Origin of the sequence: Kribbella sp. NPDC049584 (assembly GCF_040675555.1) — a bacterium.
In the GTDB taxonomy this organism is placed as follows: Bacteria; Actinomycetota; Actinomycetes; order Propionibacteriales; family Kribbellaceae; genus Kribbella.
This window is the reverse complement of sequence record NZ_JBFAPF010000001.1, coordinates 278,859-298,138: the sequence shown is the minus strand read 5'-3', so window position 1 is coordinate 298,138 and position 19,280 is coordinate 278,859. Positions and strand designations below refer to the sequence as shown.

At 68.3% G+C, this 19,280-nt stretch carries 19 protein-coding genes; 9 read left to right on the top strand and 10 right to left on the bottom strand.

Annotated features, from left to right (window positions below):
• Positions 1 to 4: 4 nt before the first annotated feature.
• Positions 5 to 811 (bottom strand): SDR family oxidoreductase, encoded by an 807-nt coding sequence (locus AB0J62_RS01425; RefSeq protein WP_363862865.1) that lies wholly within the window; start codon positions 809 to 811, stop codon positions 5 to 7.
• 206 nt (positions 812 to 1,017) lie between these two features.
• Between AB0J62_RS01425 and AB0J62_RS01420 the strand changes: the two genes are divergently transcribed.
• Positions 1,018 to 1,659: a TetR/AcrR family transcriptional regulator gene (locus tag AB0J62_RS01420; RefSeq protein ID WP_363862862.1), complete on the top strand. Its 642-nt coding sequence runs from the start codon at positions 1,018 to 1,020 to the stop codon at positions 1,657 to 1,659.
• Here the strand turns inward: AB0J62_RS01420 and AB0J62_RS01415 are convergent, their stop codons facing one another.
• A complete protein-coding gene (locus AB0J62_RS01415) occupies positions 1,660 to 2,211 on the bottom strand; it encodes a hypothetical protein (protein WP_363862859.1) in 552 nt (183 codons plus the stop codon).
• A gap of 38 nt (positions 2,212 to 2,249) precedes the next feature.
• Positions 2,250 to 2,963: a purine-nucleoside phosphorylase gene (deoD, locus tag AB0J62_RS01410; RefSeq protein ID WP_130439886.1), complete on the bottom strand. Its 714-nt coding sequence runs from the start codon at positions 2,961 to 2,963 to the stop codon at positions 2,250 to 2,252.
• A gap of 63 nt (positions 2,964 to 3,026) precedes the next feature.
• On the opposite strand from deoD, the gene nudC reads away from it, so the two are divergent.
• Positions 3,027 to 3,950 carry an NAD(+) diphosphatase gene (gene nudC, locus AB0J62_RS01405; RefSeq protein ID WP_363862855.1) on the top strand — a complete coding sequence of 308 codons (924 nt, stop codon included), beginning with the start codon at positions 3,027 to 3,029 and terminating at the stop codon, positions 3,948 to 3,950.
• Here nudC and AB0J62_RS01400 read toward each other — a convergent pair whose 3' ends face one another.
• Together AB0J62_RS01400 and AB0J62_RS01395 are read right to left on the bottom strand one after the other, a co-directional pair.
• Positions 3,951 to 6,272 carry a hypothetical protein gene (locus AB0J62_RS01400; protein ID WP_363862851.1) on the bottom strand — a complete coding sequence of 774 codons (2,322 nt, stop codon included), beginning with the start codon at positions 6,270 to 6,272 and terminating at the stop codon, positions 3,951 to 3,953. It lies immediately after the preceding gene.
• Between the two features lie 122 nt (positions 6,273 to 6,394).
• Positions 6,395 to 6,634: a mycoredoxin gene (locus AB0J62_RS01395; RefSeq protein WP_363862848.1), complete on the bottom strand. Its 240-nt coding sequence runs from the start codon at positions 6,632 to 6,634 to the stop codon at positions 6,395 to 6,397.
• Positions 6,635 to 6,734: 100 nt separating this feature from the next.
• Here AB0J62_RS01395 and AB0J62_RS01390 point away from each other — a divergent pair, with 100 nt between their 5' ends.
• Positions 6,735 to 8,852, top strand: a complete 2,118-nt coding sequence (locus tag AB0J62_RS01390; RefSeq protein WP_363862845.1) for an ATP-dependent DNA helicase UvrD2 — start codon at positions 6,735 to 6,737, stop codon at positions 8,850 to 8,852.
• Here the strand turns inward: AB0J62_RS01390 and AB0J62_RS01385 are convergent.
• Entirely contained in the window at positions 8,849 to 9,799 is a 951-nt protein-coding gene (locus AB0J62_RS01385) for a YihY/virulence factor BrkB family protein (RefSeq protein WP_363862842.1), read from the bottom strand. The two genes, AB0J62_RS01390 and AB0J62_RS01385, sit on opposite strands and share 4 nt — an antisense overlap.
• Positions 9,800 to 10,226: 427 nt before the next feature.
• Here AB0J62_RS01385 and AB0J62_RS01380 point away from each other — a divergent pair, with 427 nt between their 5' ends.
• Positions 10,227 to 10,424, top strand: a complete 198-nt coding sequence (locus tag AB0J62_RS01380; RefSeq protein ID WP_363862839.1) for a hypothetical protein — start codon at positions 10,227 to 10,229, stop codon at positions 10,422 to 10,424.
• 185 nt (positions 10,425 to 10,609) lie between these two features.
• On the top strand, positions 10,610 to 10,897 hold the full coding sequence (locus tag AB0J62_RS01375; protein ID WP_131285495.1) for a WhiB family transcriptional regulator: 288 nt from the start codon (positions 10,610 to 10,612) through the stop codon (positions 10,895 to 10,897).
• A 318-nt stretch (positions 10,898 to 11,215) separates the two neighbouring features.
• Here the strand turns inward: AB0J62_RS01375 and AB0J62_RS01370 are convergent, their stop codons facing one another.
• A complete protein-coding gene (locus AB0J62_RS01370) occupies positions 11,216 to 11,740 on the bottom strand; it encodes an NUDIX hydrolase (RefSeq protein ID WP_363862836.1) in 525 nt (174 codons plus the stop codon).
• An 18-nt stretch (positions 11,741 to 11,758) separates the two neighbouring features.
• Between AB0J62_RS01370 and AB0J62_RS01365 the strand changes: the two genes are divergently transcribed.
• Complete coding sequence (locus tag AB0J62_RS01365) at positions 11,759 to 11,926, top strand: hypothetical protein (protein ID WP_166679645.1); 168 nt, start codon at positions 11,759 to 11,761, stop codon at positions 11,924 to 11,926.
• A gap of 1 nt (position 11,927) precedes the next feature.
• On the opposite strand, the gene AB0J62_RS01360 is transcribed toward AB0J62_RS01365, so the two are convergent.
• Complete coding sequence (locus AB0J62_RS01360; protein ID WP_363862832.1) at positions 11,928 to 12,713, bottom strand: DUF899 domain-containing protein; 786 nt, start codon at positions 12,711 to 12,713, stop codon at positions 11,928 to 11,930.
• Between the two features lie 87 nt (positions 12,714 to 12,800).
• Here AB0J62_RS01360 and AB0J62_RS01355 point away from each other — a divergent pair, with 87 nt between their 5' ends.
• On the top strand, positions 12,801 to 14,267 hold the full coding sequence (locus AB0J62_RS01355) for an MFS transporter (protein WP_363862829.1): 1,467 nt from the start codon (positions 12,801 to 12,803) through the stop codon (positions 14,265 to 14,267).
• On the opposite strand, the gene AB0J62_RS01350 is transcribed toward AB0J62_RS01355, so the two are convergent.
• Positions 14,254 to 15,567: an AarF/ABC1/UbiB kinase family protein gene (locus AB0J62_RS01350; RefSeq protein ID WP_363862826.1), complete on the bottom strand. Its 1,314-nt coding sequence runs from the start codon at positions 15,565 to 15,567 to the stop codon at positions 14,254 to 14,256. The genes AB0J62_RS01355 and AB0J62_RS01350 overlap by 14 nt on opposite strands.
• A gap of 94 nt (positions 15,568 to 15,661) precedes the next feature.
• Positions 15,662 to 15,820 carry a DUF5679 domain-containing protein gene (locus AB0J62_RS01345; RefSeq protein ID WP_012922897.1) on the bottom strand — a complete coding sequence of 53 codons (159 nt, stop codon included), beginning with the start codon at positions 15,818 to 15,820 and terminating at the stop codon, positions 15,662 to 15,664.
• 523 nt (positions 15,821 to 16,343) lie between these two features.
• On the opposite strand from AB0J62_RS01345, the gene AB0J62_RS01340 reads away from it, so the two are divergent.
• Both AB0J62_RS01340 and AB0J62_RS01335 read left to right on the top strand, forming a co-directional pair.
• Complete coding sequence (locus AB0J62_RS01340; RefSeq protein WP_363862823.1) at positions 16,344 to 16,880, top strand: YgjP-like metallopeptidase domain-containing protein; 537 nt, start codon at positions 16,344 to 16,346, stop codon at positions 16,878 to 16,880.
• Between the two features lie 184 nt (positions 16,881 to 17,064).
• Positions 17,065 to 19,269, top strand: coding sequence for an MMPL family transporter (locus AB0J62_RS01335; protein WP_363862820.1), 2,205 nt, complete (start codon positions 17,065 to 17,067; stop codon positions 19,267 to 19,269).
• Positions 19,270 to 19,280 lie beyond the last annotated feature (11 nt).

Below are 19,280 nucleotides of genomic sequence, written 5' to 3'. Positions count from 1 at the left end.
GCGATCACATCCCCATTCCGCCGTCGACCGGCAGGCCGATGCCGGTGATGAACCGGGCCTCGTCCGATGCCAGGAAGACGACCGCGTCGGCCATGTCGGAGACTTCGCCGAGCCGGCCGGCCGGGGTCAGCGCGATGACAGCGCCGACCGCGGCCTCGGGGGACTCGAACAGTCCGAGCTGTGCGCAGTCGTTGGCCAGGCCCATCCCCATCTCGGTCGGGACCAGACCGGGGTACAGGCAGTTCACGCGGACGCCGTACCCGAGCTTGCCGGACTCCATCGCGGCGACCTTGGTGAGGCGGTCGACCGCGGACTTGGTCGCGGAGTAGACCGCGATCCCCGGGAACGCGATGGTCGCGGCGACCGACGCGATGTTGATGATCGCGCCGCCCTGACCGGCCAGGCCCTCGGGACGCATCGTCCGCAGACCCCACTTGACGCCGAGCGTGGTGCCGAGGACGTTGACCTCGAGCATCTTGCGGATGTCGTCGGCGGTGACCTCGGTGAGCAGGCTGGTGATCTCGACCCCCGCGTTGTTCACCAGGATGTCGAGGCCGCCCAGGATGTCGTTGGCCGCGACGACCGCGTTCTCCCACTGGCCGTCGTCGGTGATGTCGTGCGCGACGAAGCCGTTACCCGCGCCGTACTCGCTGTCCAGCGCGTCGGCGACCTTCTCGCCGGCATCCTTCTGCAGGTCGCTGATCACGACTTTCGCGCCGGCTGCCGCGAGGGCCTTCGCCATGCCCTCACCCAGCCCCTGGGCGCCGCCGGTGACGAGGGCCTTGCGGCCGGAGAGATCGAGTGAACCCATCTGTAGCTCCTTTGCTGACAGGCTGGCTGTGACTGAGTGTGGCTGGCTCTGGCTGCATGGTCGGGCTGGCTGTTTCACACTCTGGCCAGGCTTTTGACAGTCGTCAAGACTTTGTTTGACACTTGTCAAGAAATCTCCCCGCACCGGGACGCGCCTGGCCCGGGGCGGGGTACTCTGACGCAACGACCCGATGAGGAGGGGTGGTGGTGGCAGTGACGTCGGCGAGTGCGGCCGAGGAGGAGCGGCCCGCCCGGGTCTCCGGGATCGACAAGATCGAGCGGCGCCGGGTGGCGCTGGCCGAGTCCGCGCTGAAGACCCTCGGCGAGCTCGGGTATGCGCGGACCAGCCTGCGGGAGATCGCGAACAACTCCGAGTTCACCCACGGCGTCGTGCACTACTACTTCCGCGACAAGATCGACCTGATCAGCTACTGCGTGCGCTACTACAAGACCAAGTGCGCCCGGCGGTACGACGAGGTCGTCGAGACCGCGACCTCGGGGGAGGAGCTGGTCACGGGGTTCCTGGCGAAGATGACGCAGACCCTGGTCGACGAGACCCCGATGCACAAGCTCTGGTACGACCTGCGCGCGCAGAGCATGTTCGAGGAGCAGCTGCGTCCGGACGTCGAGGCGATCGACAAGCTGCTCGAGGAGATGATCTGGCGCATCCTCGGGCGGTACGCCGAGCTCACCGCGTCCACGCCGACCGTCGACGCGCCCACGGCGTACGCGCTGGTCGACGGACTGTTCGAGCAGGCCGTGGTCGGCTACGCGGCGAACCCGGACAAGACCCCGGACCTGCTGACGGATCGGCTCCTGCAGGTCCTGCCCAAGCTCGTCGCGCCGTAACTACTCGGCTCCGCAGTCGACCTTGCAGAGCTTGTCGGTCAGCGTGAGGATCGCTCCGGGCTGGTCGGAGCCCACCTCGGTGGAGAACTCGACGGTCCAGTCGCCGACGGTGGTTGTTGCGGACGCCTTGCTCTGCTGCTGCTTGAGCCAGTCGGCGATCTGGCCGCGTGGGTTCACGTGGGCCAGTTCCAGCGCCTGCGGCGTGAAGTCGGACAGCTTCGTCGCCGCCTCCGCAGCAACGCCTGTCGCCTGTAGCGAGATCACCGGTGGGCGTGGGTGCTTGCCGATCAGCACCTGGATCGACGTGACGCCCTGCGCGCAGGTCTCGTACGCCTCGTCCGTGGTGCACTGGTAGCCCTTGCCGGCAAAGGCTGTGACGACCTGTGCGGCGGTGAGATCCGGCAGCTTCTCCTCCGGACCCGACGACGCCGCACTGCTGCTGGTGGTGGTGCCCGGCGCGGTGGAGCTGCTGGAGCTGCTGGAGCTTGCCGCCGTGTTCGGCTTGGTGTCGTCGGACTTGCTGCCCGAGCACGCCGCCGTACCGAGAGCCATCACGGCGCAGGCCAGTGCGGCGGCGCCGTACCGCGGGTTCAGACCGGTACCTCGATCGCCGCGTCGAGGGCGATCGTGATCATCTCCGAGAACGTCGTCTGGCGCTCCTCGGCGGTCGTCTCCTCCTTGGTGATGAGGTGGTCCGACACCGTCATGATGCCGAGCGCCCGGCGACCGAACTTCGCCGCCAGCGTGTAGAGCGCCGACGCCTCCATCTCGATGCCCAGTACGCCGTACTCCGCGGTCCGGGAGACCAGGTCGGCCCGGTCGTTGTAGAACAGGTCGCCGGAGAACACCTGGCCGACATGCACGTTCAGCCCGGCCGCCTCGGCCGCGTCCACCGCCGCGCGGAGCAGCTGGTAGTCCGCCGTCGGCGCGTAGTCGATGCCGTGGAAGCGCAGCCGGTTCATCTGCGAGTCGGTGCTGGCAGACATCGCCACGATCACGTCGCGGACCCGGACCGCCTCGGTCAGCGCCCCGCACGTCCCGACCCGGATCAGGGTCTGTACGTCGTACTCCGCGAACAGCTCGTTCGCGTAGATGGACGCGGACGGCTGGCCCATGCCCGATCCCTGCACGGAGATCCGCTCACCCTTGTAGGTGCCGGTGAACCCGAACATGTTCCGGATCTCGGTGTAGCAGATCACGTCGTCCAGATAGGTCTCGGCGATCCACTTGGCCCGCAGCGGATCCCCCGGGAACAGCACCCGCGGTGCGATCTGCCCCTTCTCGGCGGCGATGTGAATACTCATGCGGGGATGCTCTCACGATGCACCGTCACAGTGCCGTCGCGGTGCCGGGGTAGGTTGAGGCACGTGGCCTACTCCATTACCCCTGGTTCGCTAGCACTGTCCCGTTCGGTCCTGGACCGCGCCGCCGACCGCCGCCGTGACGACGACTGGCTGGAGAAGGCGTGGGCCGCCGATGACACCCAGGTGGTCGTCGTGTCCGGTGACAAGATCCAGGTCAACGAGGACCGCTCCGGACTGCGCTTCGTCCCACCGTCCGCGGCCCCCGAGGGCCTCCGGATCTTCCTGGGTATCGACAGGGAGTCCGGCGCCGGCATGACCGCGGAGGGTCGCGCTGTCTTCGGCGTGCTGGTGAAGGACGAGGCAGACGAGTCGTTCGGCGGCCTGCGTGAGCTCGGCGCGCTGCTGAACGACCGCGAGGCGGGCATCGCGGTCAACGCGATCGGCCTGTCCAACTGGCACGCCGTCCACACCCACTGCGCGAACTGCGGCGAGCACACCGAGGTGGTGGAGGCGGGCCACGTCCGGCGCTGTCCCAACTGCGGTCTGTCCCACTTCCCGCGCAGCGACCCGGCCATCATCGTTCTCGTCACCGACGACCAGGACCGCGCTCTGCTCGGCCGCAACGAGGCCTGGCCGGCCGGTCGGTACTCCACGCTGGCCGGTTTCGTCGAGCCGGGCGAGTCGCTCGAGGCCGCCGTACGGCGTGAGGTTCTCGAAGAGACCGGTGTGATCGTCGGAGAAGAGATCGAGTACGCGGGCAGCCAGCCGTGGCCGCTGCCCGCGAGCCTGATGCTCGGGTTCTACGCGAAGGCGACGGGCTTTGACATCGAGGTGGACGAGGACGAGATCGCCGAGGCCAAGTGGTTCACCCGGGAGGACGTCCGCGCGCTGGTCGAAGCCGGCGCGATGGCCCTCCCGGGTGCGATCTCGATCTCCCGCCGCCTGATCGAAGGCTGGTACGGCGAGAGCCTCACCGGGAGCTGGTGATCACCGCCCCACGTTCGACCGGGCAGCGGCGATCCGGATCAGGACGCCTTCCCAGCGCTCGACCGAGCCGGCCTGCTCGAGCTGGCGGAGCTTCCGGTCGACCGCGAGGACGTATGCCGCGTGACTCGGCCAGTCCGCCTTCGCGCTCGGCAGTGTGTCGGTCAGCGTGCAGCCGTAGGTCAGGAAGCGGTTCGACACGTGGCTGTCGATGTTCCCGGTCCACACCGTCGGCCTGACGTCGGACTGCGGACACGAATCGACCGGTGGGGTGTACGACGCCAGGTTGGTCGGGTTGGTGAAGCCGTCCGGCCGCAGCAGCGTGTAGTAGGTACCGTCCGGCGTTTGCGTGAGCCGGTTGAGGCCGTGGTCGCGCAGGACGGTGGTGTGACCGCTGAGGCTGTCCACGACGAACAGCCGGCCGCCGGTCACGCCGTACAGGTAGCCGTCCCGCCAGGACAGTGCGCCGTCCTGTGAGCCGGTGACTGCGCTGAACACCGGCAACAGGCGCAGTACCTCACCGGTCGACGGGTTGACGACGAAGACGATGCCGTCGGCCAGACCCCAGATGTTGCCGTCCGGTCCGTAGGTCAGCTCGTTGATGCTGGCCGCCCCCGGCACCGGGACGATGTCAGCGAGCACTGCGCCCGTCGACGGGTCCACCTTGACCAGGTGGGCCTCAGTCGCCTTCGGGTCGGTGCCCTGACCGCCCTCGATGCTGGAGCCGGCCCACACGTTCGCACCCGCGGGCAGGATGGACGCGATCGTCTGGTCGGTCACCAGGTTGCGGTAGACCGTGTGGCTGCCTGTCGGCACGTCGTACACGGTCAGCGCGCCGCCGTACTCGCCGTACGCCGGCGTGGTTCCGACGTACACGTGGCTACCGTCGGGGACCACCGACACCGGCCTGTTCTGGTGGTCGCTGTCGACGAGGCTGAACAGCTCCTTGGGGTTGGTCGTGCTGTCCGGCAGCGCCGGATCCCAGAGCGACAAGCGGCCGTACGGATAGATGCCGACGTACATCTTGCCGGTGCCGTCCCAGGCCCAGCCCTCGACCTGTCCCTGGCGGGTGGTGACCGTGGACTTGCCGGTCGCCGGGTCGTAGATGGCGGTCGAGCCGTTCAGATAGACGTTGACGAACACCTTGCCCGTGACGGGGTCGGCCAGCTCGTGCATCAGCGGCGACGGCACGTACTGGAACGGTGAGCTCCACTGCGCCAGCGTCCCGTCGGCCGGGTTGTAGCGGAACGTCCCACCGGAGTAGTTGCCGGCCAGGCCATAGAGAACCGGTACGCCGTTTTCGGTCACCCAGCCGTAGCCGATGGATGCGCCACGCGTCAGCGTCCGCGGCGGCGAGACCGGACCGACCGTATTGGTGTCCAGGTCGTAGTGCGTGAGAGCCAGGGTGTTGTTGGTGAAGTAGACGCCACCGGGTCCGGCTGCGGACACACCGCGGGCAGCGATCGGGTAGTCCATCACCTGCTGGCCGGTCGTGGCGTCGGTGTACTTGAGCTGCTCACCGGTGACCGCGTCGACCACCACCAGCCGGTTGCTGGCATTCGCGAACACCCTGCCGCCGGCATAGTCCAGGTCGATGAAGTCTTTGGCCGTAGTGCCCGGGGGAGTGATGTCCTCGACCGCCTTGGTGTCGACGTCGATCCGAACCAGGCGGGCATTCGGAGTCGAGACGCCGACGAACAGCTTGCGGTGGTCGGGGTCGTAGACCGTGGACCGCGCGTACTGCTGCACCGGGTCGAGCGAGCCGTAGTCGGTGACCTGGCCGTTCGAAGGGTCGTACTTGAACGCGTGCGCCGTCGGGTACGTCCCGGCGTACACGTTGCCCTCCGCGTCGGCGGTGAGGCCGTAGATCTGGGACTCACCCGGGATCGGCTGGCCCAGGTCGGTCACCTCACCCGTGGCCGGGCTGTAGCGGTAGAGGTGCGCGTAGGGATACGTGCCGAGGTAGACGTCCCCGTTCGGCGTCACCACGATCGCCCAGCCGCCGGCGGCTCCGGGCAGCGGTACGGCGCGGATCAGCTCGCGGGTGTGCAGGTCAACGACGTTGAGGCGGGCGTTCTCACCGGAAGGCACGGCGTACACGACGTCGCGTCCGTCGGGAGTGCGGCCGACCGCGCCCTCCATGACGGTGAGCGAACTGACCGGAGAGCCGAGGTCCTTGATGACGTCGTCCGCCGGCGCGAACGGCCTCGTCGGCGGCCCCAGCGGCCAGGTCTCCGAAGGGAACGGATCAGGTAACGGTGGTGCCGCTGTGGCCTGCAGTCCGCCCGCGGTGAGCAGACCGACGGCGACGACCAAGGTCGTCAAGGCATGACCGAATTGACGGCGCGAGAACATGGGCGGACTCCCTGCGACGTAGTTCATCGCAAGGTATAACGGTCATGACCGTAAAGTCCATAACTCAGGCGATATGACCTGAGCCGGGGTGGTCAGGCGGCGAGCTTCTCCGTGACCTGCGCCAGCGACGGGTTCGTCATCGCGGTGCCGTCGGGGAAGACCACGGTCGGGACGGTCTGGTTGCCGTTGTTGATCTTCTCGACCAGCTCGGCGGCGTCCGGGACCTGCTCGATGTCGACCTCGGTGAACTCGATGCCCGCTCGTTTGAGCTGGCCCTTCAAGCGGTGGCAGTAGCCGCACCAAGGCGTGGAGTACATCGTGAATGCCGACATCGGCGGACTCCTAAGGGAGTGGGAGGGGTTTCTGTCGGGCGCGCCATCTAGGGTTGCCTTCGACGTATTCGAACCACGCCGTAGGTGGTGCTGTTCCCGCATGTCCCAGCCCGTGAGCGACCTCACACCATCTGCTTCTGCCGAGAGTCTCCTGGAGGCGCTCGACCCGGAGCAGCGGGCCGTCGCGTCCGCGTTGCACGGCCCGGTCGTGGTGATGGCCGGCGCCGGGACGGGCAAGACCCGGGCGATCACCCACCGGATCGCGTACGGCGTGCGGACCGGGACGTTCGACCCGGTCCGCGTGCTCGCGGTGACGTTCACCCAGCGGGCGGCAGGGGAGATGCGTGGGCGGCTGGCGCAGCTCGGCGTCCAGGGGGTCCAGGCCCGCACGTTCCACTCCGCCGCGCTCCGGCAGGCCCGCTTCTTCTGGCCCAAGGTGTACGGCGGGGAGCTGCCGCCGATCGCGGACCGGAAGTTCCCGCTGCTGACCGAGGCCGCGTCCCGCTGCCGGGTCCGGGTGGACACACCCGCGCTGCGCGACCTGGCCGGTGAGGTCGAGTGGGCCAAGGTGAGCAACGTCCGGCCGGACGACTACGCCCGCCTCGCGCCGAAGTCGTCCCGCACGCTGGCTGCGTTCGACCCGCCGACGATCGCGCGCATCTTCGCGGCGTACGAGGACGTCAAGCTGGAGCGCGGGCGGATCGACCTGGAGGACGTGCTGCTGTGTGCGGTCGCGCTGCTGGCCGAGGACGAGCGGGTGGCCGCGGAGATCCGGCGGCAGTACCGGACGTTCGTCGTGGACGAGTACCAGGACGTCTCGCCGCTGCAGCAGAGCCTGCTCGACCTGTGGCTGGGCGGTCGTGAGGACGTGTGCGTGGTCGGTGATCCGGCGCAGACGATCTATTCGTGGGCCGGCGCCGAGCCGGAGAACCTCGTGCGCTTCGCGTCCCGGCATCCGTCCGCCACGGTGATCAAGCTGGTCCGCGACTACCGGTCGACGCCGCAGATCGTCGACGTGGCGAACAAGATCCTCGACGCGGCCGGTCCGACCGGTCTGCCCGGCCGGGTGACGCTGCGATCGCAGAAGGAGGCCGGTCCGGCTCCGGTCTACCGCGAGTACTCCGATGAGGTCGCGGAGGCGGACGCGGTGGCACGGGCGGTCCTGAAGCTGCGGGACGAGGGCGTGGCGCTGCGCGACATCGCCGTACTGTTCCGGACCAATGCGCAGTCGGAGAACTTCGAGCAGGCGCTGGCCGAGCGGAAGATCCCGACCGTGCTGAAGGGTGCGGAGCGGTTCTTCGAGCGGGCCGAGATCCGGCAGGCCGCCGTCCTGCTGCGGGGGCAGGCGAAGGCGGGGGACCTGTCGGATGACCTGGTGACCACGGTCACCGGCGTACTAGCGGGAGCTGGGTGGACGCAGGAGCCGCCGACCGGGACGGGCGCGGTCCGGGACCGGTGGGAGTCGCTGAGTGCGCTGGTGACGATGACGTCGGACTTCGCGGCCGAGCACCCGTCCGCCGGGCTGGCCGAGCTGATGGCAGAGCTGGACCGGCGGGCGTCGATCCAGCACGCGCCGCTGGCGGAGGGCGTCACGCTGGCGACGCTGCACGCGGCCAAGGGCCTGGAGTGGGAGAGCGTCTTCATCGTCGGCGCCCACGAGGGGACGCTGCCGATCAGCTACGCCCAGACGCCGGCGCAGATAGAGGAGGAACGGCGGCTGTTCTATGTAGGGGTGACGCGGGCGAAGCAGCAGCTGTTCGTCAGCTGGTCGACGTCGCGCTCACCGGGCGGCCGCGGGACGCGGGGTCCGACCCGCTTCCTCGATCCGATCGGCGTCCGTACGGCGCGGACCGAGTGGACCCCGTCGTCGCCGACCAGCTGGGAGCGTCCGTCGAGCACCCCGCGCTCCAGCCGCCCGATTCCGAAGTGCCGGGTCTGTGGCCGCGGCCTGCTCGACCCCGGCGCCCGCAAGCTGGGCCGCTGCGAGGACTGCCCGTCCAAGATCGACCAGAAGCTGTACGACGCCTTGATCGAGTGGCGCACCGAGCAGGCCGAGTCCGAGCGCATGCCGGCGTTCGTGATCCTGACCGACGCGACGCTGACGGCCATCGCCGAGACCCGCCCGGGCGACGCGCAGGCGCTGCGGCAAATCCCCGGCATCGGCCACACCAAGCTGGCCAAGTACGGCGAGAAGATCCTCAACCTCTGCACCCGCTAATCCGGGACGGAGTCGGCCTTCACCGCACCGCGCTGTCCCAGCGGCTGCGGCTCGCCGGTCGTACTGTCGCGGATCGTCTGCTGCTCGGACTCCGCGTTGATCTCCGCGCCGAGGAGTATCGCGTACGCCGTGAGCCACAACCACAGCATCAGGACAACCACTGCCGCCAGGCTGCCGTAGGTCTTCGCGTAGTTTCCGAACGTCTGGACGTACAGCGAGAAGCCGACCGATGCGATGAGCCAGATGAGGGTCGCGACCGTCGCGCCGACCGACACCCAGCGCAGCCTCGGTGCGTCACGGTCGGGTGCCACTCGATAGATGACCGCCAAGGCGACGCTGATCAGCGCCAGCGCGAGAACGAAGCGAACCGCCACCAAGGCGTATCTGATCGGCGTCGCCACGTCGTCTCCGATCGCGGCGCCGGCGGCGAACAAGGTGACGGCGAGCAACACGAAGACGATGGCGCCCAGGGTCAGGCCGAGCGCGAGCAGCTTCCGGCGGACGAACCCACGGCCGTCCTCCTCGTCGTACGCGAGATTGACCGCGGTGATGAGGTAGCCGACGCCGCCGGATGCACTCCACAACGCCGTCGCGACCGCGATCGCGACGCCGATGCCGAGGCTCCGGGCCGGTGCGGACGTCAGCGTGTCGATCTGTTGGAGCAGAAGATCCCGCCCGGACGCCGGCATGGCCGCGGCCAGGTTCTCGGCCTGGTTCCGGATCTGCACCGGGTCGGCGATCAATCCATACGCAAGGACGGCGGCGACGATCGCCGGGAACACCGACAGGAAGGCGAAGAACGCCACTCCGGCGGCGAGCAAAGGCACCTGGTCGACCTTCGCCTCGGCCCACGCCCGCCGGAGGATCTGCCACCACCCGCGAGCCGGAATCTCCCTCGGCTTCCCGGCCTCGCCGCCTGGGACTGCTTCGCTGTGTTCCCTCGCCACGCCACCCCTCACTCGCTCCCCAGGTCGCCCCTGCGGTACCCGGTGGCCAGGGCGGGAACACCCGGCCGCCGGCATCCGCTTGAGCGCAGGACTAAATCTCTTGCCAGGCACGGGATCCGGGGCGCACCCTGGAGGACGTGCCGCGTTCTGCTCCTGGCAGACGTGGCAGTTAGGTGACAGAGGCAACGATCCCGGAGCGTGCGGATGGCGTCCCGGAGCGTGCCGGAACCTTGCCGTGGCAACCAGATCCGGTCGCCGCAGCGGCAACTTCCGGCCAACTTCGCGAACTGGCGATAAATAGTTTGCGGGCTCCGACGCGGACGGCGTACTGTTCTTTCTGCGGTCGAAGCCTGGCCGAAAACTTCAAACAACCATAGCGATCGAGCTAACCGCCCGCTTCGCCACAACGAGAGGAGGTGCCCTGGAAATGATCACCAACACGGTCAAGAAGCCGTTCAGCGACGCTGTAGCGCTGCCGTGCGCCCCGATTCAGGGTGCCTCGCCGCGACTGCACGTCGCGACCGTTGTCCTCATGGCTTCCGGCTTTGCCCAGATCAAGGGCGGAGCTGTCGGCGATGTGAAGTTCGGCGGTTCGGGTTCTCGAGCATGGAGTCCACCGGTCTGACAAGCGTCAGAGCCGGCACCTCCAGGCCGCGGAACCCACCAAAGGGTCCCGCGGCCCTTTTGTTTGTCCAACACAGCGTTTGTCCACAGATTTGGCGATTACCAACCGGTAATCGTCGCCAACGACAACGAAGTTGTCCCGACGACAAGAGACCAGCATCCAAAAGTCACTGGGAGGTGACCGGAATGAGCGTTAGCTTCCTCGATGTCTTCACCGAGGTGGCAACGTCGCAGGACCTGCCCTGTCGGTCCTACGCGCCAGAACTCTTCTTCGCCGAATCGCCGGCGGACGTCGAGTACGCAAAGTCTCTCTGCACGACCTGCCCGCTGAAGGCCGAGTGCCTGGCCGGAGCGCTCGAGCGTTCCGAGCCGTGGGGAGTGTGGGGTGGCGAGCTGTTCGTCCAAGGTGTGGTGGTTCCGCGCAAGCGGCCCCGTGGGCGTCCCCGCAAGAGCGACACCGTTACCGCAGCCTGAACGACACCCAACCATCCGAAACGAGTCCGAACGATGACGACCCAGACTTTCTCTAGGAGCACCGAAATGCATTTACTCAATGAAGATCTCGCCCGTGCTCACTGTCGGGCTTCACTGAAGGCCGCAGAGCAGAACCGGCGCTTCCGCCTCGCTCACCAGATCGAGAAGGCGCAGAAGCAGGCCGAGCGGGCAGGCCGGCGAGCTGAGAGGGCCAGCGCACGTGCGCGCCTCGCACTCGCCCGCCTCGTCTGATCCACCCAGCATCACCAGCCTGACCAGCTGAAACCGAGGGGCGGCACCCACAGGGGTGCCGCCCCTTCAGCGTTCCTGGATCAGCAGCTGCTGCAGCCCGACCAGCGTGATTCCGCTGACGATCTCGTGCCGCGCGATCATCCCGGGTACGTCGTCCAGCGGGATCCACTCGATCCGGTCCGACTCGTTCTGCTCGGTCGGCTCCCCGATCCGAACCGCCGTACCGGCCCGGAACACGAAGTGCCGCGAGTCCATGATCCCGGCGGCCGGCTCCGACCGGATCAGCTCGGTCAGCCCGACGGCCCGCCACCCGGTCTCCTCCTCGAGCTCCCGCGCCGCCGCGTCCTCCGGACTCTCACCGGCCTCGATAATCCCCATCGGCAGCTCCCAGGCCCACGTGTCGGTCAGGAACCGGTGCCGCCACATCAGCAGCACCTGCTCATCCCGGGTCACGACGGCGGCGGCGATGTCCTTCAGACGTACGGCGTGGTAGTCGAACCGCCTCCCGTCGGGTTGCTGGACGTCCAAGCGCCGTACGCTCAGCCACCGATTACCCCAGACCTCGGCCTCGCCGTGAATCAGCCATCGCACACAGTGCACACTATTGCCATGGCGAGTGCTACCTGTGCGTTGTGTGGTCAGCAGGCGGAGTCGGAGGACGTGCCGCTGACCTGGATGACCTCGATCGAGGACGGGCGCAAGCTGCTGTACTGCGACCGCTGTGCCCGGGAGAACGTCCGCAGCATCGAGGGCAAGCTCGACTCGGTCTACTGGTGAATCAGTACTGATCGGGGACCCGCATCGCGGGCCCGCCGACGTGCAGTCCGAGCGGCTCCGCCCGTCCCTTCGGCTCCTCCCACGCCTCCTGACGGCCGAGAACGGTCAGATCGAGGTACCGGTAGCAGTTGTGAAAGTCCTCGATGCCACGTCCGAACGTCGAGTACGTGTGGAACACCTCGTCGTCGACCCGCAGGAACGTGCTGATCCCGGGCAGCTCCTCGCCGTTCATGTCGGCGGTCCAGGGCCCGCCTGACCACGGCGTACCCTTCTCGTTCGCCAGCTGCTCCTGCGTGCGGAAGTGCAGCAGCACAGGCGCGACCCGGTCGTCCAGCGTGGCGTGGAAGTCGTAGTTGAAGTCGCTCCCGTACGACGAGAACCACGGGAACGTCCAGCCCAGCCGCTCCTTGAACGCCGCGATCTTCGGGTACGGCGCCCGCGACACCGCCACGAGCGACGTGTTGCGCACCCACAACTGGCGCAGGTTGCCGATCTCGTCGGCGGCCGACGAGCAGCTCGGGCACCCCTCGTCCCAGTCCGGGCCGAACATGAAGTGATGGATCACCAGCTGGTCCCGCCCGTCGAACAGGTCCAGCAGCCCGACCTCGCCGTCCGGCCCCTCGAAGACGTACGGCTTGTCCATCCGGACCATCGGGAGCCGCCGGCGCTCGGCGTTCAGGCGGTCGCGCGCCCGCGTGACCTCCTTCTCCAGCCTCAGCAGCTCCAGACGGGCGGCGAGCCAGTCCTCCGACGCAACGATCTCGGGCAGATTTCCGAACGTCGTCATCGTTCGAAGATAGTCCCGGTCGGTGTCGATACCAGACCGGTCCACTCGACGCAGTAAGTGACAACACCCCTGCGGAAGGACCGGATCATGACCATCGAGGCCGACACGGTGGCGACCAGCAGACGACAGTGGATCGCGCTGGGCGTCCTGTGCCTCGCCACGTTGCTGGTGTCGCTGGACCTGTTCGTGATGCTGCTCGCGGTCCCGGCCGTGACCGAGGCCCTCGGCGCCACCAGCAGCCAGCAGCTCTGGATCCTGGACGTGTACGGCTTCATGGTGGCCGGCCTGATGATCACGATGGGCAACCTCGGTGACCGGATCGGTCGCCGTCGGCTGCTGCTGCTCGCGGCTGCTGTGTTCGGGATCGCCTCGGTCGTCGCGGCATACTCGGTCAATCCCGGCATGCTGATCGGGGCTCGCGCGGTGCTCGGCATCGCCGGCGCGGCGATCGCGCCCTGCACGCTGTCCCTGATCTCCACGCTGTTCCCGGACGAGCGTCAGCGGGCCAAGGCGCTCGGCGTCTGGGCCGGCTGCTTCACGGTCGGCGCGGTGGTCGGCCCGATCGTCGGCGGTGTCCTGCTGAACCACTTCTGGTGGGGCTCGGCGTTCCTCATCGGCGTACCGGCGATGGTCGTGCTGCTCGTCGTAGGGCCGTTCCTGCTCCCGGAGTACCGCAACGAGAGGGCCGGGCGGATCGACGTACCGAGTGTGCTGCTCTCGCTGGCGGCGATTCTGCCGGCGATCCACGGTCTGAAGCACCTCGCGTCGCACGGCGCCGGTGTGCAGTCGATCGGCGCGCTGGTGGTCGGGGTGGTGTTCGGCTGGATCTTCGTACGGCGGCAGCGTCACCTGGACGACCCGCTGGTCGACGTACGGCTGTTCACGCGGCGGACGTTCAGCGTGACGCTCGGGAGCATGCTCGCCTTCTCGATGCTGTCCGGTGGCGTGATGGTGTTCGTGGCGCAGTACTTCCAGCTGGTCGAGGGGATGACTCCGCTGGCCGCTGGGCTCGCACTGGTTCCCGGCATGCTGACGACGACCGTCGCCTTCCAGTTGGCGCCCCGGCTGGCCCAGCGGATCCGGCCGAGCGTGCTGATCCCGGCGGGGATCGCGTTCACGGTCGTCGGCATGGTCATGACGTCGCTGGCGACGTCCACGACGGTTCTGGCGATCGCCTTCGCGATCCAGTGCGTCGGCCCGGCGCCGCTCGTCACGCTCGGCACGAACCTGGTCATCGGCTCGGTCCCGCCGGAGAAGGCCGGCTCGGCCGGTGCGCTGACGCAGACCAGCAACGAGTTCGGCTACTCGCTCGGCATCGCAGTACTGGGCAGTGTGGTGACTGCGGCGTACCGCGGCCACATGGACGGTCGCGGCGGCAACTCACTGGGCGAAGCGATCGCCCAGGGCGCCACGGGGGACCTGCTGGACCAGGCGCGCGACGCCTTCACCAGCGGTCTCCACCTGGCCGCTGGCATCACCGCTGTGGCCCTGGCGGCCGTAGCGGTCCTGCTGGCCGTGACGCTGCGCGCGATCCCGGCCCTCAGTCGTCGGTGAAGCCGGGCAGCAGCTCCTCCAGCACGGTGCGGAACGGGGCCTCCGCCTCGAGCTGCGACAGTACGGCGATGCCGCCGATCCAGACGCGGTGGATCAGCAGGTACGACGGGGGCAGGTTGAGGCGAAGAGCGAGCGACGCGTTGGGCGACCGGAAGTCACCGGTCCGGTTCGCCTGGGCGCGCATCCAGGCCCGGCTGAACTGGAACGTCTCCTCGCGGGCCGGCTCCGCGAACGGCGCCAGGTAGTCCATCAGCTGCTCCGGGTCGATCTCCATCCGCGGCTTGATGAAGCCCTCGGCCTTGAGCCCGTCCCGGACCGCCTCGCCGTCACCCATCAGCGAGATCCGCAGCAGCCGCCCGATCGCCGGCGGCAGGCCGTCCGGGAGCCGCGCGCACAACCCGAAATCGACCACGCCGAGCCGCCCGTCGGCCATCACCCGGAAGTTCCCCGGATGCGGGTCCGAGTGCAGCAGACCGGCGTACTTCGGCCCGCTGAACATGAACCGGACGTACTTCAGCCCGATCGCGTCCCGCTCCTCTTTCGTGCCCTCGGTGATGTACGACGACAGCGGGCGGCCTTCGATCCATTCGGACACGATGACCGTGGGGGAGTGCTTGATGACCCGCGGTACGACGAACTCCGGGTGGTCCTTGAACGCGTCCGCGTACTGCTGCTGGGCCTGCGCCTCGCGGTCGTAGTCGAGCTCCTCGCCGATCCGCTCCTGGAGCTCCGCGACCAGCGGCTTCACCTCGAGACCGGGGACCATTGCGCCGATCGTCCGCGCGAACCGCCCCAGCTGCCTGAGGTCCGAGCGGAGCGCCTCCGCGGCCCCGGGGTACTGCAGTTTGACCGCGACCTCGCGGCCGTCCTTGAGCCGGCCGCGGTGCACCTGACCGATCGATGCGGCCGCCGCGGGCAGGTCGTCGAACTCCTCGAACCGGTCCCGCCAGCGCTTGCCCAGCTCCCGCGACAGGATCGTGTGCACGGTCGAGGCCGGCATCGGCGGGGCGGAGTCCTGCAACTTGGTCAGGGTCGCCCGGTACGGCGCCGCGAGCTCCTCCGGCATCGCGGACTCCATCAGGCTGAGCATCTGCCCGAACTTCATCGCGCCGCCCTTGAGCTCACCCAGGACGGCGAACAGCTGATCGGCCGTCCGCCGCTGGAACTCGGCGAACACGGCCTCGGCGGGAGCTCCGCCGATGCGCTTGCCCAGGCCGACCGTCGCCCGCCCGGCGGCACCGAGGGGGAGGCTGGCAAGTTTCGCGGTCCGGCTCAGCGCTTTGCGAGGAAGGTCCGACACACCTCCATTCTGTCCGGTCGCCCAAGCCGGGACGCACCAGGGGCGGTGCCCGGCACAGCCAGCGTGCCGGGCACCGCCCCTACGACGTGGTGCGTCAGGCCTTGCCGAGGATCCGGTTCAGGTTCGTACCGCACTCGGGGCACTTGGCCTTCGCCATGCGCGTGCCCTTGTCGTTGACCTTGACCTCGCCGTCGGCGGTGCGCTTGGCCTTGCACTTGACGCAGTAGAACTCGCCGCTCCAGGTCTCTGCCATGAGGGCCCTCTCCTTGCTTGAATTCCAGCCCGGGGTCTCGCCCCGGGCAGTCGTTGGATGCTGAACGGCAGACCGTCCTGCCGTAGGCCGTGCGGCCCAGTCGGGATTCACCCTACGGCCTCCTGGCGCAGGCTCAAGCGCACCTCACGGTCAGCGCGCCGCCTGAATCCCGGGGGGAAAGCCCTTACCGAAACTTTCGCCGGCACGGAACAGGCTCCCGGTGATCCGCCTCCGGAGCAGCTCGGCTTCCCCTCCGAGCGGCCCCGGAGGCGGTCCGGGAGCCTGTTGCAGATGACGCTAGGAGGCGACGGCCGTGCAGGCAAGCCCGCGTTGTCCACCCCTGTGGATAACTCTGTGCGCAACCTGTGGGACGCGCCGCTCGACGCTGTGGACGGGCGGGGGAACAGGATGTGAACAACGCGGGTCGGCAGGTTCAAGATCTGGCACCTGACCTGCGGAAACGCCGATGCACAGGATGTGGACCGAAGAAAGTTGTCGGATTCGGGGGGTACATTTTTGAGCCATGGCCGACTCCCCACCGCGCCCGATCCCGCCGTACGTGGATATCCGGCGCAGCAAGCGCCGCAAGCGCACGGTCAGCGCGTACCGGGACGGTGAGCGGGTGGTCGTGCTGATGCCCGACCGGTTGTCCGCCGCCGAAGAGGCGCGCTGGGTCGAGACCATGCTGGCGCGGCTCGAGAAGCAGCGCAGCCGGTCGCGCGTGTCGGACGAAAAATTGTTGGCCAGAGCACACGAACTCGCGTGTCGCCACCTCCCAGAAGTGCCCGAACCTGCGTCTGTGAGGTGGGTTTCGAACCAAAACAGACGCTGGGGATCCTGCACTCCGGCGGACAGATCCATCCGTTTGTCGGCCAGATTGCAGTCGATGCCGGCCTGGGTCGTCGATTACGTGCTGGTCCACGAGCTCGCTCATCTGATCGAGCCGACCCACAACGCCACCTTCTGGGACCTCGTCCACCGGTATCCGAAGGCCGAGCGCGCCGAGGGGTATCTGGAGGGCGTTTCAGCCGCCTCCTCGCTCAACCTCGAGGACTTCTGACCTCCGATCACCCCGGCTCGTACGGCGTACGGGAAAGGGTGGGGTAGGGCTACCCCCAGGGTCGACTGGGTGGCTTCCTCCATGGCCGGGACCGGTCCCGGCCGGTCAGGCTTTTGCCCGTAGCCAGCGTCACGCCAGGACCGCTGGGTGGGGTGCCCGAGGGGGCGCAGAGGGGCAGGGAAGCATGGCCAGGGGACAGATCACGGTACGGGCGGCGCGCTGGAGTGCCACCCATCCGTGGCGGGCGATCGCGATGTGGGTTGTCGTCGTGGTCGCGTGTTTCGCGCTCGGCTCGATCACCGGCACCAAGGAGTCGAAGAACGAGGGCGATATCGGTGAGGTGACCCGGGCGGACAACATCGTCAAGTCCGGCAACTTCGACGACCCGGACGTGGAGAGCGTGCTGATCACGGCGCCGTCCGGACAGCTCGACCAGACCGCGGCGACCAAGGCCGCCGGCGTCGTGATCCAGCGCATGCGCGCCCTCGGTGGGGTCGCGGAAGTGGCGCAGCCGATGCCGTCGCCGAAGAAGGAGGCGGTGATCGTCAGGGTCACCCTGAAGGACGCCGCCGAAGGGGCCGACGCCGATGCGCGAGTGCAGCCGTTGCTCGACACCACCGCCCAGGTGCAGAAGCAGTATCCGGATCTCCGGATCGAAGAGGTCGGTGGACTGTCCATCGACAAGGCGCTCAACGAGACGCTGGGCAGGGACTTCAAGCGGGCGGAGATGTTCAGCCTGCCGGTGACGCTGGCGATCCTCTTGATCGCGTTCGGCGCACTGATCGCCGCGTCGGTGCCGTTGCTGCTGGCGCTGTCTGCCGTAGCCGCAGCGATCGGCTTGGCGGCCGCGGCATCACAGCTCGTACCCGCGGTCGACGCGGTCAACAGCGTCATCCTGCTGATCGGTATGGCGGTCGGCGTCGACTACTCGCTCTTCTACCTCCGCCGTGAACGCGAGGAGCGCGCGAAGGGTCGCGGTCACGTCGAGGCGGTCGAGATCGCCGCAGCGACGTCGGGACATGCGGTCGTCGTCTCGGGTACGGCGGTCATCATCTCGATGGCGGGACTCTTCCTCGCCCGCGATGCGGTCTTCTCGTCCTTCGCGGTCGGTTCGATCCTCGTCGTCGCGGTTGCTGTCGTCGGTTCGCTCACCGTGCTCCCCGCCGTACTGGCGAAGCTCGGTCGGTGGGTCGACCGGCCGCGGATCCCGCTCCTGTGGCGGTTGACGGCATCGAAGGGTCAGCCGCGGTTCTGGCCTACCGTGCTGAAGCCGGCGCTGAAGCACCCGGTCGCCACGCTGCTCGTCGCCGTCACGGCACTGCTCGCGGTTGCCTCGCCGGCGCTGGGGATGCAGTTGAAGTTCCCGGGCACCGAGGACCTGCCCCGGACGACGTCGGTGATGAAGGCGTACGACCGGCTGACCGCGGCGTTCCCGAGCACGGGCACGAGCCACGAGGTCGCCGTACGAGCGCCGGCCAACCAGGCGCCCGCGGTGAAGGCCGCGCTGGCCGACCTGATGCAGCGCACGAAAGACGACAAGCTGTTCGCGGCGGACGGTCTCGAGGAGCCGCGGGTCTCCAAAGACGGCACGGTGACGACGCTCGAGGTCGCCACGCCGTACGAGGGTGGCAGCCAGCAGGCTCGGGACTCGCTGACCAAGCTGCGCAAGGAACTGATGCCGGAGACGGTCGGCAAGGTCCCGGGTGTCGAGTATGCCGTCGGCGGGTTCGTGGCCGCGGACGTCGACTATGCGGCGCACACGCGGGAGAAGCTGCCGCTGGTGATCGGGTTCGTCCTGCTGCTGACGATGATCGTGATGATGGTGACGTTCCGCTCGGTGGTCGTCGCGGTCACCGCGATCGGGCTCAACCTGCTGAGCGCGGGAGCGGCGTACGGCGTCGTCACCGCGGTCTTCCAGAACACCTGGGCCGAAGGGCTGCTGCACTTCCGGTCGAACGGCGCGGTCGTCAGTTGGCTGCCACTGTTCCTCTTCGTGGTGCTGTTCGGTCTGTCGATGGACTACCACGTGTTCGTCGTCAGCCGGATCCGTGAGGCCGTACTGCGGGGCGTGCCGACCAGGCAGGCTGTTGCCGAGGGCATCACCGGGTCGGCCGGCGTGGTGACCAGCGCGGCGGCGGTGATGATCGGGGTGTTCGCGGTCTTCGCGACGCTGAGCACGCTGGACATGAAGCAGCTCGGAGTCGGTCTGGCGGTCGCGATCCTGATCGACGCGACGATCATCCGCGCCGTCGTCCTGCCGAGCGTGATGATCCTCCTCGGCGACACCAACTGGTGGGCCCCGAAGTGGCTACGCGGCAAGCGCGCCAAGCACGGCTCGCCGCTCCCCCCGGCCCCGGACGAGGAACGCGAACTGACCCCGGTCGGCTGACCACTCCCCAG

Bases quoted from the DNA above. Each gene is read 5' to 3' on its own strand.
- AB0J62_RS01425 (WP_363862865.1), bottom strand. From the start codon at position 811: ATGGGTTCACTCGATCTCTCCGGCCGCAAGGCCCTCGTCACCGGCGGC.
- AB0J62_RS01415 (WP_363862859.1), bottom strand. From the start codon at position 2,211: ATGGCTCTCGGTACGGCGGCGTGCTCGGGCAGCAAGTCCGACGACACC.
- deoD (WP_130439886.1), bottom strand. From the start codon at position 2,963: ATGAGTATTCACATCGCCGCCGAGAAGGGGCAGATCGCACCGCGGGTG.
- AB0J62_RS01395 (WP_363862848.1), bottom strand. From the start codon at position 6,634: ATGTCGGCATTCACGATGTACTCCACGCCTTGGTGCGGCTACTGCCAC.
- AB0J62_RS01390 (WP_363862845.1), top strand. From the start codon at position 6,735: ATGTCCCAGCCCGTGAGCGACCTCACACCATCTGCTTCTGCCGAGAGT.
- AB0J62_RS01380 (WP_363862839.1), top strand. From the start codon at position 10,227: ATGATCACCAACACGGTCAAGAAGCCGTTCAGCGACGCTGTAGCGCTG.
- AB0J62_RS01375 (WP_131285495.1), top strand. From the start codon at position 10,610: ATGAGCGTTAGCTTCCTCGATGTCTTCACCGAGGTGGCAACGTCGCAG.
- AB0J62_RS01365 (WP_166679645.1), top strand. From the start codon at position 11,759: ATGGCGAGTGCTACCTGTGCGTTGTGTGGTCAGCAGGCGGAGTCGGAG.
- AB0J62_RS01360 (WP_363862832.1), bottom strand. From the start codon at position 12,713: ATGACGACGTTCGGAAATCTGCCCGAGATCGTTGCGTCGGAGGACTGG.
- AB0J62_RS01355 (WP_363862829.1), top strand. From the start codon at position 12,801: ATGACCATCGAGGCCGACACGGTGGCGACCAGCAGACGACAGTGGATC.
- AB0J62_RS01345 (WP_012922897.1), bottom strand. From the start codon at position 15,820: ATGGCAGAGACCTGGAGCGGCGAGTTCTACTGCGTCAAGTGCAAGGCC.
- AB0J62_RS01340 (WP_363862823.1), top strand. From the start codon at position 16,344: ATGGCCGACTCCCCACCGCGCCCGATCCCGCCGTACGTGGATATCCGG.
- AB0J62_RS01335 (WP_363862820.1), top strand. From the start codon at position 17,065: ATGGCCAGGGGACAGATCACGGTACGGGCGGCGCGCTGGAGTGCCACC.